At 42.4% G+C, this 14,540-nt stretch carries 10 protein-coding genes and 5 tRNA genes; all 15 read left to right on the forward strand.

Annotation, left to right across the window (positions count from 1 at the left end; all coding sequences use genetic code 11):
- The first annotated feature begins 159 nt into the window (after positions 1 to 159).
- Positions 160 to 235 (forward strand) — tRNA-Thr (locus UWK_RS10085).
- A 71-nt stretch (positions 236 to 306) separates the two neighbouring features.
- Positions 307 to 391 (forward strand) — tRNA-Tyr (locus UWK_RS10090).
- A gap of 31 nt (positions 392 to 422) precedes the next feature.
- Positions 423 to 498, forward strand: a tRNA-Gly gene (locus tag UWK_RS10095).
- A gap of 29 nt (positions 499 to 527) precedes the next feature.
- Positions 528 to 603 (forward strand) — tRNA-Thr (locus UWK_RS10100).
- Positions 604 to 654: 51 nt separating this feature from the next.
- Positions 655 to 1,845, forward strand: coding sequence for an elongation factor Tu (gene tuf / locus UWK_RS10105; protein WP_015404268.1), 1,191 nt, complete (start codon positions 655 to 657; stop codon positions 1,843 to 1,845).
- Between the two features lie 64 nt (positions 1,846 to 1,909).
- Positions 1,910 to 2,059 (forward strand): 50S ribosomal protein L33, encoded by a 150-nt coding sequence (rpmG, locus tag UWK_RS19015; protein ID WP_083907278.1) that lies wholly within the window; start codon positions 1,910 to 1,912, stop codon positions 2,057 to 2,059.
- A 13-nt stretch (positions 2,060 to 2,072) separates the two neighbouring features.
- A tRNA-Trp gene (locus UWK_RS10110) sits at positions 2,073 to 2,149 on the forward strand.
- 58 nt (positions 2,150 to 2,207) lie between these two features.
- Positions 2,208 to 2,456, forward strand: a complete 249-nt coding sequence (gene secE / locus UWK_RS10115) for a preprotein translocase subunit SecE (protein ID WP_015404269.1) — start codon at positions 2,208 to 2,210, stop codon at positions 2,454 to 2,456.
- Between the two features lie 84 nt (positions 2,457 to 2,540).
- Positions 2,541 to 3,074, forward strand: coding sequence for a transcription termination/antitermination protein NusG (gene nusG / locus UWK_RS10120; protein WP_015404270.1), 534 nt, complete (start codon positions 2,541 to 2,543; stop codon positions 3,072 to 3,074).
- A gap of 85 nt (positions 3,075 to 3,159) precedes the next feature.
- Positions 3,160 to 3,585: a 50S ribosomal protein L11 gene (gene rplK, locus UWK_RS10125; protein WP_015404271.1), complete on the forward strand. Its 426-nt coding sequence runs from the start codon at positions 3,160 to 3,162 to the stop codon at positions 3,583 to 3,585.
- A 126-nt stretch (positions 3,586 to 3,711) separates the two neighbouring features.
- Positions 3,712 to 4,416 carry a 50S ribosomal protein L1 gene (gene rplA / locus UWK_RS10130; protein WP_015404272.1) on the forward strand — a complete coding sequence of 235 codons (705 nt, stop codon included), beginning with the start codon at positions 3,712 to 3,714 and terminating at the stop codon, positions 4,414 to 4,416.
- A 401-nt stretch (positions 4,417 to 4,817) separates the two neighbouring features.
- Positions 4,818 to 5,339 carry a 50S ribosomal protein L10 gene (gene rplJ / locus UWK_RS10135; RefSeq protein WP_015404273.1) on the forward strand — a complete coding sequence of 174 codons (522 nt, stop codon included), beginning with the start codon at positions 4,818 to 4,820 and terminating at the stop codon, positions 5,337 to 5,339.
- Positions 5,340 to 5,415: 76 nt separating this feature from the next.
- Positions 5,416 to 5,796, forward strand: a complete 381-nt coding sequence (gene rplL / locus UWK_RS10140; protein WP_015404274.1) for a 50S ribosomal protein L7/L12 — start codon at positions 5,416 to 5,418, stop codon at positions 5,794 to 5,796.
- A 414-nt stretch (positions 5,797 to 6,210) separates the two neighbouring features.
- Entirely contained in the window at positions 6,211 to 10,317 is a 4,107-nt protein-coding gene (gene rpoB, locus UWK_RS10145; protein WP_015404275.1) for a DNA-directed RNA polymerase subunit beta, read from the forward strand.
- Between the two features lie 106 nt (positions 10,318 to 10,423).
- Positions 10,424 to 14,479, forward strand: a complete 4,056-nt coding sequence (gene rpoC / locus UWK_RS10150; protein ID WP_015404276.1) for a DNA-directed RNA polymerase subunit beta' — start codon at positions 10,424 to 10,426, stop codon at positions 14,477 to 14,479.
- Positions 14,480 to 14,540 lie beyond the last annotated feature (61 nt).

Consider the following 14,540-nt stretch of genomic DNA (forward strand, 5'->3'; position numbering starts at 1 on the left):
TTGACAAATCGTTGAAAAGTAATGGTGTTTCGGTGTAATAGATATTGTTGGTTGTTTGGAACACATTCAATCAGTAGTAAAATTAAGGAATTTTATCATCATAATCAAAATAAATATTGTAATTAAAAATCCTTTTGGGTATATTCTTTCACCTTGTACGCTGGCGTAGCTCAATTGGCAGAGCACCTGATTTGTAATCAGGATGTTGCGGGTTCAAGTCCCATCGCCAGCTCCAGTTGCACAGAGTATTTGGTATATCCAATTATTAATAAGCTGTAAGAGTAAATAGTTTGGTGTTTTAGTTGTGGAGGGGTTCCCGAGTGGCCAAAGGGAACAGACTGTAAATCTGTCGTCAGAGACTTCGGAGGTTCGAATCCTCCCCCCTCCACCACCTGTATTTTATAAGATAAGCAGATATTATTGCGGGAATAGCTCAATTGGTAGAGCATCAGCCTTCCAAGCTGAGGGTTGCGAGTTCGAGTCTCGTTTCCCGCTCCATACGATATCTGTTTTTTTTTATTTTAAATGCCCATATAGCTCAGTTGGTAGAGCGCATCCTTGGTAAGGATGAGGTCAACGGTTCAACTCCGTTTATGGGCTCCATCATCCATCGTTTTTTTAATTATAAATTGACGGCCAGAGGAGACTACGACTATGTCAAAAGTGAAATTTGAAAGGACTAAACCGCATGTCAATGTAGGTACCGTTGGTCATATTGATCATGGTAAAACCACTCTGACTGCTGCAATAACAGCTGTACAGGCAACCAAGGGATTCGCCCAGTTTACTGACTTCAGTAATATTGATAAGGCTCCAGAGGAAAAAGAGCGCGGAATTACCATCGCAACAGCTCACGTTGAGTATGAGACTGAGAATCGTCATTACGCTCATGTGGATTGTCCTGGTCATGCTGACTATATTAAAAACATGATCACAGGTGCCGCACAGATGGACGGTGCTATTCTGGTGGTTGGTGCAGATGATGGTGCCATGCCTCAGACTCGTGAGCATATCCTTCTTGCGCGTCAGGTAGGTGTTCCTGCAATTGTTGTTTTCCTCAACAAATGCGACATGGTAGACGATGAAGAGCTTATCGAACTCGTTGAGATGGAGCTTCGTGAACTCCTGGACAAATATGAATTTCCAGGCGATGATATTCCAATCATTCATGGCTCAGCTCTGAAGGCTCTTGAAAATCCAACGGATCCTGAAGCCGCTAAATGCATCAATGAATTGATGGAAGCCATCGATACATATATTCCTGAGCCTAAGCGTGATGTTGATCAGCCTTTCCTTATGCCTGTCGAGGATGTTTTTTCGATTTCTGGTCGTGGTACAGTTGCCACCGGTCGAATAGAGCGTGGGATCGTCCATGTTGGTGATGAGATAGAGATAGTAGGAATTAAAGATACCGTGAAGACCACCTGTACCGGTGTTGAGATGTTCCGAAAACTGCTTGATGAAGGTCAGGCTGGTGATAATATTGGAGCTCTTCTTCGTGGCGTGAAACGTGAAGACATTGAGCGTGGACAAGTTCTCGCGAAGCCAGGTAGCATTAAGCCGCACACCAGTTTCAAGGCGGAGTGTTACATTCTTGGAAAAGATGAGGGCGGACGTCATACCCCATTCTTTAACGGATATCGTCCTCAGTTTTATTTCAGAACAACTGACGTAACAGGTGTTATAACCCTCCCCGAGGGAGTTGAGATGGTAATGCCTGGTGACAACGTTCATGTTGTAGGCGAGCTTATCACCCCGATTGCAATGGATGTCGGTCTTCGTTTTGCTATCCGTGAGGGTGGTAGAACCGTCGGTGCTGGTGTTGTAAGCGAAATAATCGAATAATTAAAATTTTCAAACCACCTTGGAGTATCTTCTCCTGGTGGTTTGGTTTTTATAAGGATTTACCATGAGAGATATCGTCACCCTTGCCTGTGGTACATGCAAGCGTCGTAATTATACGACGACTAAAAATAAAAGAAACACTCCAGGAAAATTGGAGTTTAAAAAATATTGTCCATTTTGCAGGTCACATATACCGCACAAAGAGACGAAATAGTCTTTTTTAATACAGGCCAGTAGCTCTAATTGGTAGAGCGCCGGACTCCAAATCCGGATGCTGGGGGTTCGAGTCCCTCCTGGCCTGCCATATGTAGGTGTGTGTTTTCGACAGAATTAACCGTATTAACAGGAAGTGGTTATTGGAAATGGCTAAAAAGACAAAGGCAATTAAAAAGCAGGATCTGGATAAAGATAAAAAAGCTTATTTTTCTCCTGCACAAATTCGAACTTTTATAGATGAAGTTAAAGTTGAGTTTACTAAAATTGTCTGGCCTGACAAAAAAACAACAATGGGTTTGACCGGTGTTGTTATTGTGTTCTCAATTCTCGCGTCTGCATACTTGGGCTCTGTTGATATGCTGCTTGGAAAATTGATCGATTCTGTTCTTCGATGATTCGGAATTTATTCGATTTGGTTATCATTTATCCTCGCCTTGCGTAATACGTTTAGGCATTACACTTTTACTCATAATAAGCTCATGGCAATAAACTGGTACATATTGCAGGTCCATTCGGGCTTTGAAGATAAGGTTAAACTGACACTTGAGGATAGAATCAGGAAAGAAGGTCTCGAAGAGTTTTTCGGTGAGATCCTCGTTCCAACCGAGCAGGTTGTCGAAATGATAAAGGGAAAAAGAAAAACCTCTGAAAGGAAGTTTTTTCCCGGATATATGCTAGTGGCTATGGATCTCAATGATTCCACCTGGCATGTACTTCATGATAATATGCCTCGTGTTGTTGGCTTTGTTGGTGATGATGAAAATCCGACGCCACTTCCAGAAGCAGATGCTCAGAAAATTATTGGTCGAATTCAGGATGGTGCAGAAGCACCTCGGCCAAAGGTTATTTTTGAGATTGGAGAAGCCGTTCGCGTTACTGACGGTCCTTTTGCGAACTTCCAGGGTGTTGTTGAGGAAGTTTTTCCTGAAAAAGGCCGTGTTAAAGTGATGGTCTCCATCTTTGGCAGGGATACTCCTGTTGAGCTTGAGTATATTCAGGTTTCAAATACCTGAATATAAGTTCCAGAGCATTAATAATAAATGTTGTGCTCAGTATTTCATTAAACAAACAGACTCTTTTGTAGAGTAGGAGTTAGAAATGGCCAAGAAAATTTCGGCATACATAAAATTACAGATTCCGGCCGGAAAAGCCAATCCATCACCACCAGTAGGCCCAGCACTTGGTCAGCATGGTGTGAATATTATGGAATTTTGTAAAGCCTTCAATGCCAAAACACAGGCGATGGGTGATACGATTGTACCCGTAGTTATTACTGTTTTTGGTGATAGATCATTTACTTATATTACCAAGACACCACCAGCATCTTTTCTCCTTATGAAAGCTGCTGGAATAACAAAGGGTTCGTCAAATCCTAAGAGCGAACGTGTCACTGAAATAGGCATGGATAAAATAACTGAGATTTCTGAAATAAAAATGCCGGATCTGAATTGTTATGATCTTGAAGCTGCCACTAAAATTGTCGCTGGCACAGCAAGAAGTATGGGAATTACTGTCCTTAAATAATCGTAGGTGATCAAAAAGAGGGACACTTGAAAAATGTGTCTGTCTCTTTTTTTTTTGTAATAAATCTTAACGTACTGCTGTGGTCGAACTTTGGAAGAAAACGATCTTAGAGGGTAGGAGGCTGCTATGCCGAAACACGGAAAAAATTATAGAAATAAAGTAGAAAATCTTGATTCTTCAACTCATTATACTCTTGAAGATGCGGTAAAGAATGTTCTTTCTAGTACCTTCGCTAAGTTTGATGAAACTGTAGATATTGCAATGAAGCTTGGTGTTGATCCTCGTCATGCAGATCAGATGGTACGTTCATCGGTTGTTCTTCCCCACGGAACAGGAAAAGAAACCAGAGTTCTGGTATTCGCCAAAGGTGACAAGGAAACTGAGGCAAGAGAAGCCGGCGCTGATTTTGTTGGTGGTGACGATCTGGTTGAAAAGATCAAGGAAGGTTGGCTTGAGTTTGATAAAACTGTTGCTACTCCAGATATGATGGGAACAGTAGGTAAGATTGGACGAGTTCTTGGACCTAGAAATCTTATGCCAAATGCAAAACTTGGAACCGTCACTTTTGATCTTGCCAAAGTTATTCAGGATATTAAAAGTGGTAAGGTTGATTTCCGCGTTGATAAAACTGGTATTGTTCATGCTGGTATTGGAAAATGTTCTTTTGGTGAGGAAAAACTGTGTGATAATCTGAAAACTTTTGTAGAAAAAGTTATTCAATTAAAACCATCTTCAGCAAAAGGAGTTTATTTACGCTCTGTAACCCTAAGTTCAACTATGGGACCAGGTATTAAACTTGATACCATCGCTTTAACTGCTGCAGTAAAGTAGGATTGCGATTTTATATAAGGGTATTTTGAGGATTTTTTTTTAAGAAGTCTAAAAAAGTACTCACCCCCTCCCAATGTGGCGGGAAATAAATACCGGAATGTTTTTTATTTACCGGTATCAGAAGTAATTGTAGTACAAATAGGTCGAAGACAGCAGGTTCCGCGAGGTTTAATCACAGTATGTGTCCTGCCGAGGCATTGATAGATATATTTTAGTTAGACATTTATATATCGTATCCGCTGTTTAGGGCCTTAGAATTGTTTTCGTTTGTATTTCCGATGACAATTTCGTAGAGGCACTACTCTTGATGACTTTTGTCTCCAAGCGTAGACTCTAAAACATTTTATTCTTATTTCCGAATAAAGTAAAAGAGTAATCTTAACCGATTAAGGAGGAGTACTTTGAACCGTGACGATAAAACAGCAATAGTCTCCGCGTTGAATGATTCATTCAGCCGTGCCAAGTTTACTGTGGTTACCGATTATTGTGGTTTAACGGTTTCTGAGTTACAGGAGCTTCGCATTCAATTGCGTGGCTGCGATTCAGAGATTCGAATTGCAAAGAATACTCTTCTGAAAAGGGCAGCAGCGGATACAGCCTGTGACGTTCTCAGCGAGGATTTCACAGGAACCACAGCCATAGTTATGGGCTATGATGATCCGGTTGCACCAGCAAAGGCAATAGTTAAATTTGTAAAAGATCATAGTAAAATGCAAATTCGTGCCGCTGCTCTTGATGGAGAGAAAATTTCTGCAGATGATATGGTCGCTCTGTCCAAACTTCCTTCCAAGGAAGCAATGCTTGGACAGTTTCTTTCAGTTCTTAATGGCGTTCCAACTGGACTTGTTCAGGTACTTTCAGCAGTTCCACGAACATTTCTGTACGGTCTGCAGGCAATTAAAGAACAGAAAGAACAGGCATAATCCTGTTGATATCAGAGAATGGTTACCGGTAACGTAAATCATTACTTAAAAAGATTAAAATTAGAGGTATTTAATAATGGCTGTAACAAAAGAAGATGTAATTGATTTTTTATCTAATATGTCCGTTCTTGAGCTTTCCGTGCTCATAAAGGATCTCGAAGAAAAATTTGGCGTTTCTGCAGCCGCTCCTGCTGCAGTAGCTGCCGCTGGCCCTGCCGCAGAAGCCGGTGAAGCTGCTGCAGAACAGACTGAATTTGATGTAATCCTTGCCTCCGTTGGTGATGCAAAAATTAAGGTCATCAAAGAAGTGCGTGCTATTACCTCTCTTGGTCTGAAAGAAGCCAAGGAGCTTGTTGAAGGTGCTCCTGCTCCTGTAAAAGAAGGTGTTACCAAAGAAGAGGCAGCAGACATTAAAGCACAACTTGAAGGAGTTGGTGCTACCATAGAAGTTAAGTAATACACGCTTCATATGGTTGTCGGTTACTTTATCGACTTATCTTGTTGTATACGATACGCTACGGGCTCAGGCCGTGTAGCGTATCGTAGTTTTTATGAAGCAGTATAGTGATGGGTTTAAAACGTCGTAATATCAAGCTGATAATATTCTGGTCAAGGGCTTATTACTAGAACCAGATTCTACATACACGTGTATTGCTATGAAAATAAACGCTAAAAAAGACTGTTTTGTTCGAACAAACATCTGTACTGTTTATCATTCTAGTATCTGGTTAATCCCTCCGTACCCGCAGTATCATACCTTTTAAATTTCCTGACTTAACAGGTGAACCTGTAAAGTCGTTTGATCCAATATTCATGACCACATGTCTGTTTTGGGTATCAATTTTCTGTTAAAGGCATCTCGAGGTAAATTATGGAAAGAGTAAGAAAAAACTTTGCCAAATCTCCATCAATCATGGAACCTCCGCATCTCATCTCCATGCAGCGGATTTCATATGAAAAATTTTTACAGATTGATGTGGAGCCAAACGAACGAGAGGATTCTGGTTTGCAGGCTATTTTTAAAAATGTCTTTCCTATCAATGATTTTAACGGACATTGTTCTCTTGAATTTGTGAATTATTCGTTTGGTGAACCAAAGTATACAATTAACGAATGTCAGCAACGAGGTATGACTTATGATATCCCTGTGAAAATCACAGTACGCTTGATTACTTTTGACGTTGATGAAGAAACGGAAGTGCAGACCATTCGGGATATCAAAGAGCAGCAGGTTTTTCTTGGTGCCCTGCCACTTATGACAGGTGATGGTGTTTTTGTGATCAACGGTACTGAACGTGCCATAGTGTCACAGTTACAGAGATCACCAGGACTCTTTTTTACCCATGACAATGGAAAAAAACACTCCAGTGGTAAGTTACTGTATTCTGCTCGCATTATTCCAGTACGTGGTTCCTGGATTGATCTGGAATATGACATCAAAGATATTCTCCATGTGCGTATTGACCGGCGTCGTAAATTTCCTGTAACAACTCTTTTAAAGGCGTTGGATTATGAGAATGAAGTTGGAGAGGAACCACAGTACAGTTCCGAAAAGCTACTTCGTAAGTTTTATCCGACCTTAAAGGTAAAAAGGGAAAAAGACTCATACTATATCGAATTCAACCCTGAAACCGTCCAGGGGCAAAGGCTCGAGTTTGACCTTGTAGATCCCCAAACTGGCGACATTTTAGGAAAAGAAGGCAAAAAACTCGGTAAAGCATTATGCAAACGCCTGGTTAAAGCCAATGTCGAATTTTTACGAATTTCTGAAGAAAATCTCATCGGAAAATTTCTCGTTACCGACTTTGTGAAACCTGAAACCGGTGAACTTCTTGCTGCCTGTAATTCGGAAATTACTGAATCTACGCTTGAACTATTTGCTGAAGCAGGAATCGATGAGTTTGAAATTCTTTATATAGACGGAATTACCTATTCATATGCTTTCAGGAAGACTCTTGCACTCGACAAAGTTGAAAATAGTGACGAAGCTATACTCGAGATATACAGAAGACTTCGTCCTTCAAGTCCTCCAACAATTGAAGTTGCTCAGACTTTTTTCAACAATCTTTTTTTCAACAAAGATCTTTATGATCTATCTGAAGTCGGACGGTATAAAATAAATGCCCGCCTTGGTCTTGATACGGATATTGATCATCGAGCACTTACCAAGGAAGACATCATTGAATCTGTTCTCTTCCTTGTCCGACTGAAAGACAGTCAGGGCGATGTTGATGACATTGATCATCTTGGAAATCGTAGGGTCCGAACGGTTGGTGAACTTGTAGAGAACCAATATCGAATGGGCCTTATCCGAATGGAACGTGCCATCAAGGAACGTATGACTCTACAGGAAATAGAGACCATGATGCCCCATGATCTCGTCAATCCTAAGCCTATTTCTGCAGCAATTAAGGAATTTTTTGGTACATCACAGTTGTCACAGTTTATGGACCAGACGAACCCCTTATCCGAGGTGACCCATAAGCGACGTTTATCTGCATTAGGACCCGGAGGTCTGTCACGTGAACGTGCAGGATTTGAAGTGCGTGACGTTCATCCAACCCATTATGGTCGTATTTGCCCTGTTGAAACACCGGAGGGACCAAACATCGGTCTGATTGTTTCACTTGCTACCTACGCTCGGGTGAATCCATATGGATTTATTGAGACTCCATACAGAAAAGTTGAAAACTGTATAGTACTTGATGATATTAAATATTTAAGTGCGTTGCAGGAACAGAAACAGCTAATCGCTCCTGCAGCGATACAACTCGATAAAAACAATAAAATTATCGAGGAACGGTTGATTGTTCGTGAAGAAGGTGAAGTTATTACAGTCAACGCTGACTTTGTTACCTATATGGATATTGCACCCAATCAGTTAGTCAGTGTTGCCGCATCACTCATTCCATTTCTTGAGAATGATGATGCTAACCGTGCACTTATGGGGTCGAACATGCAACGCCAGGCAGTACCGCTTATGGTAACTGCTGCACCTCTTGTTGGAACTGGCATGGAACGTTATGTTGCCAGAGATTCCGGGGCTTGTCTGCTTGCGGGTGCTGAGGGTGTGGTTGAAGAAATTGACTCTAATCGAATTGTTATCCGTTACGATAAGCATGGAATTGACGGTTTTGATACCGGAGTAGGTGTCTATCGTCTTTCTAAATACAAAAAATCGAATCAAAATACTTGTTTTACTCAGAATCCGTTGGTGCTTCCAGGGCGTCGAGTTAAAAAAGGAACAGTTCTCGCCGATGGACCATCATGTGAACAGGGTGAGCTTGCACTTGGAAAAAATGTAACCATTGCCTTTATGCCATGGCGTGGATTTAATTTTGAGGATTCCATACTTGTCAATGAACGGCTCCTGAAAGAAGACACCTTTACTTCTGTGCACATCGAAGTTTTCGAGACAATGGCACGGGATACCAAGTTGGGTAAAGAAGAGATCACCCGTGATATTCCCAACGTTAGTGAGGAAACACTTCGTAATCTTGACGATTCCGGCATTGTCCGCATTGGTGCTGATGTCAGGGCAGGAGATACTCTGGTTGGAAAGGTTACCCCGAAGGGTGAATCGATGCTCTCTCCTGAGGAAAAGCTTTTGCGGGCCATATTTGGTGAAAAGGCTCAGGATGTGAAAGATTCATCTCTCCGTGTACCACCTGGAGTTGAGGGCGTCGTAATTGATGCAAAAGTATTTTCGAGAAAAGGCGTTGATAAAGATGAGCGATCCCTTATGATCGAAGATCTAGAGATAGAACGCCTCAATAAAGATAAACTTGATGAACTTGCCAGTTTGAAAAAAGGTGTATGCCGTGAGCTTGGCGAAATCATGGATGGACGAACCGTTAAACAGGATGTCTGTGCTAAAGATGGTACCGTAATAATTAAACTTGGAAAGAAAATGGAAGCTGCACTGGCGACGCAGATCGGGTTTGCCCAGCTTGCAAAAATTGATTTTTCTGAAAAGTCAAAATTTGAGGCTGAAATTGAGGCGGCTTACGAGCGATATAATAAACAAAAATCATTAATCGCTGAACGCTATGACGGTATCATTGGACGTATGAAAAAGGGAGATGATCTGCCTCCTGGTGTTGTCAAGATGGTTAAGGTCTATGTCGCCACCAAACGGAAGCTTTCAGTTGGTGATAAAATGGCCGGACGTCATGGAAATAAAGGTGTCGTATCAAGACTTCTTCCAGAAGAAGATATGCCTTTCTTTGCAGATGGAACCACCGTTGATATCGTTTTGAATCCACTGGGTGTGCCGTCTCGTATGAATGTTGGGCAGGTACTGGAAGTTCATTTAGGTTTTGCTGCTAAAAGGATCGGTAAACAGCTTTCCGATCTCGCTCAAGCTGAAGAACTCGACGCTATCAAAACCAAGATGAAGGCCGTTTATTCTAAAGAAGAATATAAGGCAATCACTGATGGTATGACCGATGCTGAGCTCTTTGACTGGTGTCGTAAACATTATCGTGGTATCCACGTTGCTACTCCGGTCTTTGATGGTGCTCCTGAAGAACAGATTCGAAAACTGCTTGTTGAAGCAGGTGTGGATGAAGTTGGACAGAGTCAACTGTACGATGGGCTTACCGGTGATCCATTTGACAATCTGGTGACAGTTGGTGTCATGTATATGCTGAAACTGCATCATCTTGTTGACAATAAAATTCATGCTCGTTCCACCGGACCTTACTCTCTTGTTACCCAGCAACCTTTGGGTGGTAAGGCACAGTTTGGTGGGCAGCGACTTGGTGAGATGGAGGTATGGGCAATGGAGGCATACGGTGCCGCCTATACCTTGAAAGAATTTTTAACGGCCAAGTCTGATGATGTTGAAGGACGTACAACCATGTACGAACGTATTGTCAAGGGTAACAATTTCCTTACAACAGGCCTTCCTGAATCTTTCCATGTGCTTGTGAAAGAACTTCAGGGACTCTGTTTAGATATGGAACTTCTTGAATAATAGGAAATCTGTTGTGTGTTGTACGTTGTGTCACCAGGTGTCGCGGCAAATTGTGGTTTCTCTATTTTCTCGTTTTTTAACCCTACAATGAGGGGGATGTACTTTCGTGGAAGAGCTATTTAATTTTTTTCAAAAACCGAAAGGTCCAGTATCGTTTAATAAAGTTCAGATATCTATCGCTTCACCTGAAAAGATCATGGACTGGTCACATGGTGAGGTAAAGAAACCTGAAACTATTAATTACCGAACATTCAAGCCGGAAAGAGACGGCCTTTTCTGCGCTAAAATATTTGGCCCAGTAAAGGATTTCGAGTGTAACTGCGGTAAATATAAGCGGATGAAGCACCGTGGTGTTGTTTGCGAAAAATGTGGAGTTGAGGTCATCCAGTCAAAGGTTCGCCGAGAACGTCTTGGTCATATCAAACTGGCCGCTCCCGTCGCCCACATCTGGTTTTTGAAAAGTCTGCCGTCAAAAATTGGTGCAGTCCTGGATCTCACTCTGAAACAGTTGGAAAAAGTACTCTACTTTGAGCAGTATGCCGTAATTCATTCTGATACCGATGCGGTACCAACTGGCACACTACTCACAGAAGAACAGTATCGACAGATGCGTGAAGAGCATCCTGGGCAGTTCGAGGTAGGTATCGGTGCTGAGGCTATCCATGAGTTACTTGCAGCACAGGATTTAGTTGAACTTTCCAAGACACTTCGTGAGGAGATGGCAACCACCAATTCCAAGACGAAACGTCTTAAATATGGAAAACGTCTCTATGTTATAGAAGCTTTTCGTGATTCCGGAAATCGGCCTGAGTGGATGGTGCTAAAGGTTATTCCGGTGCTTCCTCCTGATCTTCGTCCGCTGGTTCCCCTTGAGGGAGGTCGTTTCGCAACATCTGATCTTAATGATTTGTATCGTCGTGTTATCAACCGTAACAATCGTTTGAAACGTCTCCTTGAACTCGATGCTCCTGATATTATTATTCGTAATGAAAAAAGAATGCTTCAGGAAGCTGTGGATGTCCTGTTTGATAATGGACGTCGTGGTCGTGTCATAACCGGTGCCAATAAGCGCCCCCTGAAATCTCTTTCTGATATGCTAAAAGGAAAGCAGGGACGTTTTCGTCAGAATCTTCTCGGTAAGCGTGTCGACTATTCCGGTCGTTCAGTTATTGTTGTGGGACCACATCTTCGTCTTCATCAGTGTGGTATTCCAAAGAAGATGGCACTTGAGCTTTTTAAACCTTTTATCTACAACAAACTTGAAAATCAGGGGCTTGTTACCACCATTAAGAGTGCCCGCAAGATGGTAGAAAAGGGTGCTAAAGAGGTATGGGATGTTCTCGATGAGGTGGTGACAGAACGCTCAGTCATCTTAAATCGCGCTCCAACACTTCATAGACTGGGAATGCAGGCTTTTGAGGCAGTGCTGATTGAGGGGAAGGCTATTCAGCTCCATCCCCTTGTGTGTGCAGCATTTAATGCAGATTTCGATGGTGACCAGATGGCAGTTCATGTGCCACTTTCCGTTGAAGCTCAGGTTGAGGCCCGGGTTCTGATGATGTCCACTAATAACATCCTCTCACCCGCTAATGGTGAGCCTATCATTATCCCATCACAGGATATTGTACTTGGGCTTTATTACATGACTCGTGAGCGTATTAACGCCAAGGGTGAAGGAAAGATTTTTTCAAGTCCTGCTGAAGCCAAAATTGCCTACGATTATGACGCTGTACATCTTCAAGCAATAATTAAGGTACGACTCGATGGGGTTTTGGTTGAAACGACTATGGGAAGAATTCTCCTCGGGTATCTTCTTCCGGATGCAGTTCCATTCAGTGAAGTAAATAAGGTGATGAGTAAAAAGGCCTTGGCTCGGCTCATTGATTTCACTTATAGACACGCAGGAACCAAGGATACTGTAATTCTAGCCGATCGTCTGAAAGATATTGGTTATGAGTATGCTACGCGTGCCGGAATTTCCATCTGTATCGCTGATATGCAAATTCCAGAGAGCAAAAAAACCCTTGTCGAAAAAGCTGAAAAAGGAGTTATTGATGTAAGTCAGCAATATTCTGATGGTCTTATCACATCCGGTGAGAAGTATAATAAGGTTGTTGATATCTGGTCCAAGGTGACGGAGGATGTTGCCAATGAAATGATGGATGGAATCAAGGTAGATACATTTAAAGATAAAGATAATAACGATGTCGTTGCTCCGAGTTTTAACTCCATCTATCTCATGGCAGATTCCGGTGCCAGGGGCTCGCGTGATCAGATTCGTCAGCTGGCCGGAATGCGTGGTTTGATGGCTAAACCATCTGGAGCAATTATAGAGACACCCATTAAGGCATGTTTTCGTGAAGGACTTGGTGTACTTGAATACTTTATTTCAACACATGGAGCTCGTAAGGGACTTGCTGATACTGCACTTAAGACAGCCAACTCTGGGTATCTTACCCGTCGTTTGGTTGATGTTGCCCAAGATTCAACCATTGTTATGGCTGATTGTGAAACACTTGATGGGATTGTTGCAGAACCACTTCTTGATGGTGGTGAGATCATCGTCCCTCTTGGTGATCGAATCTTGGGACGTGTAGCTCAGGAAGATGTCGTCGATCCATTTGACGAAGAGAAAATCATCGTTGAGGCAGGTAAGGAAATCACGGAGTCTCTCGTTAAAGAGATCGATAAAGCTGGTATAGATAAAGTTAGAATTCGCTCTGTTTTAACCTGCCGAGCCCGTCGTGGCGTATGCGCCCAATGCTATGGTCGAGACCTCGGTCGTGGACATATGGTAAACCGTGGTGAGGCTGTTGGTATTATCGCTGCTCAATCTATTGGTGAACCTGGAACCCAGTTGACTATGCGTACTTTCCATATTGGTGGTACTGCAAGTCGTTCGGTTGAGCAGGCTGAAATTAAGAGTCAGCGTACTGGTAAAATAGCATTTAATAACCTTCACTCCGTTGAGAACTCAGAGGGTATTAAAATTGTTATGAATCGAAACGCTGAGATCGCAGTACTTGATGAGCAGGGTCGTGAACGTGAACGCCATAAGGTCAATTATGGTGCTCAGATCCTCGTCAAAGAAGGGGCTGAAGTTGAGCCTGCAACTATTCTTGCAGAGTGGGACGCCTATACCATTCCTATTGTTTCAGAGGTTGGCGGTATTATAAAATTTGGCGATATTATAGAAGGCTCGACCATGCAGGAGAAGGTTGATAGCGTTACTGGTAAGTCGAGTAAAGTTATTGTCCCAACTCCATCTGGTCTCGCTCTTTCTCCACGTATTTCGATTAAGGGAGAAAAAGGTAATAAAACCATAAAATTACCAGATTCAGAGTCCTTTGCCAGGTACTCTTTGCCGGTTGGGTCGATTATTTCACTTGAAGAGGGGGATAATATTACAGCAGGTACTGTTATTGGAAGGATCCCACGTGAAAGTAGTAAAACAAAAGATATCACTGGTGGTCTTCCTCGTGTTGCTGAGCTTTTTGAAGTGCGTAAACCGAAAGAACCTGCAATTATCACTGAGATTGATGGTCGCATCAGTTTTGGTAAAGAACTCAAAGGGAAACTTCGCGTTGTGGTTACTCCAGAATATGGAGAACCTCAGGAGTATCTTGTTCCCAAGGTTAAGCATATTATCGTCCATGAGGGGGATTATGTTCAAGCTGGTGAACCTTTGATGGAAGGGACCATTGTACCAAACGATATCCTCAAAGTTCTTGGTGTAAAAGAACTTGCTAAGTTTCTAGTGAATGAGGTACAGGAGGTGTATCGTCTCCAGGGTGTAAAGATTAATGACAAGCATATAGAAGTCATTGTTCGTCAGATGCTTAGAAGGGTACAGATAACCCATGCTGGTGATTCAAAGTTTATGATTGGTGAACAGGTCGTCTGGTGGGATTTTGAAGATGAGCGTGATCGCCTTTTTGCTGAAGGGAAACAACCAGGTATGGCAGAACCACTTCTTCTAGGTGTTACCAAGGCTTCATTGTCCACTGAAAGTTTTATTTCTGCTGCATCTTTTCAGGAGACCACAAAGGTTCTCACCAATGCCGCAATGCAGGGTAAAATAGATGAGTTGGTTGGCCTTAAGGAAAATGTAATCATGGGTCGGTTGATTTCTGCTGGTACGGGGCTTGGTAAAAGCTTTTAATTAAAGAGAGGGGAGTGATCAATGCCTGATTGGCCCCCTCTTCGAAGGATGTATTTGATAA

This window comes from Desulfocapsa sulfexigens DSM 10523 (genome assembly GCF_000341395.1).
Classification (GTDB): domain Bacteria; phylum Desulfobacterota; class Desulfobulbia; order Desulfobulbales; family Desulfocapsaceae; genus Desulfocapsa; species Desulfocapsa sulfexigens.

Coding starts and splice junctions, on each gene's coding strand:
- rplL (WP_015404274.1), top strand. CDS start 5,416: ATGGCTGTAACAAAAGAAGATGTAATTGATTTTTTATCTAATATGTCC.
- secE (WP_015404269.1), top strand. CDS start 2,208: ATGGCTAAAAAGACAAAGGCAATTAAAAAGCAGGATCTGGATAAAGAT.
- rplK (WP_015404271.1), top strand. CDS start 3,160: ATGGCCAAGAAAATTTCGGCATACATAAAATTACAGATTCCGGCCGGA.
- rplA (WP_015404272.1), top strand. CDS start 3,712: ATGCCGAAACACGGAAAAAATTATAGAAATAAAGTAGAAAATCTTGAT.
- rpmG (WP_083907278.1), top strand. CDS start 1,910: ATGAGAGATATCGTCACCCTTGCCTGTGGTACATGCAAGCGTCGTAAT.
- tuf (WP_015404268.1), top strand. CDS start 655: ATGTCAAAAGTGAAATTTGAAAGGACTAAACCGCATGTCAATGTAGGT.
- rpoB (WP_015404275.1), top strand. CDS start 6,211: ATGGAAAGAGTAAGAAAAAACTTTGCCAAATCTCCATCAATCATGGAA.
- nusG (WP_015404270.1), top strand. CDS start 2,541: ATGGCAATAAACTGGTACATATTGCAGGTCCATTCGGGCTTTGAAGAT.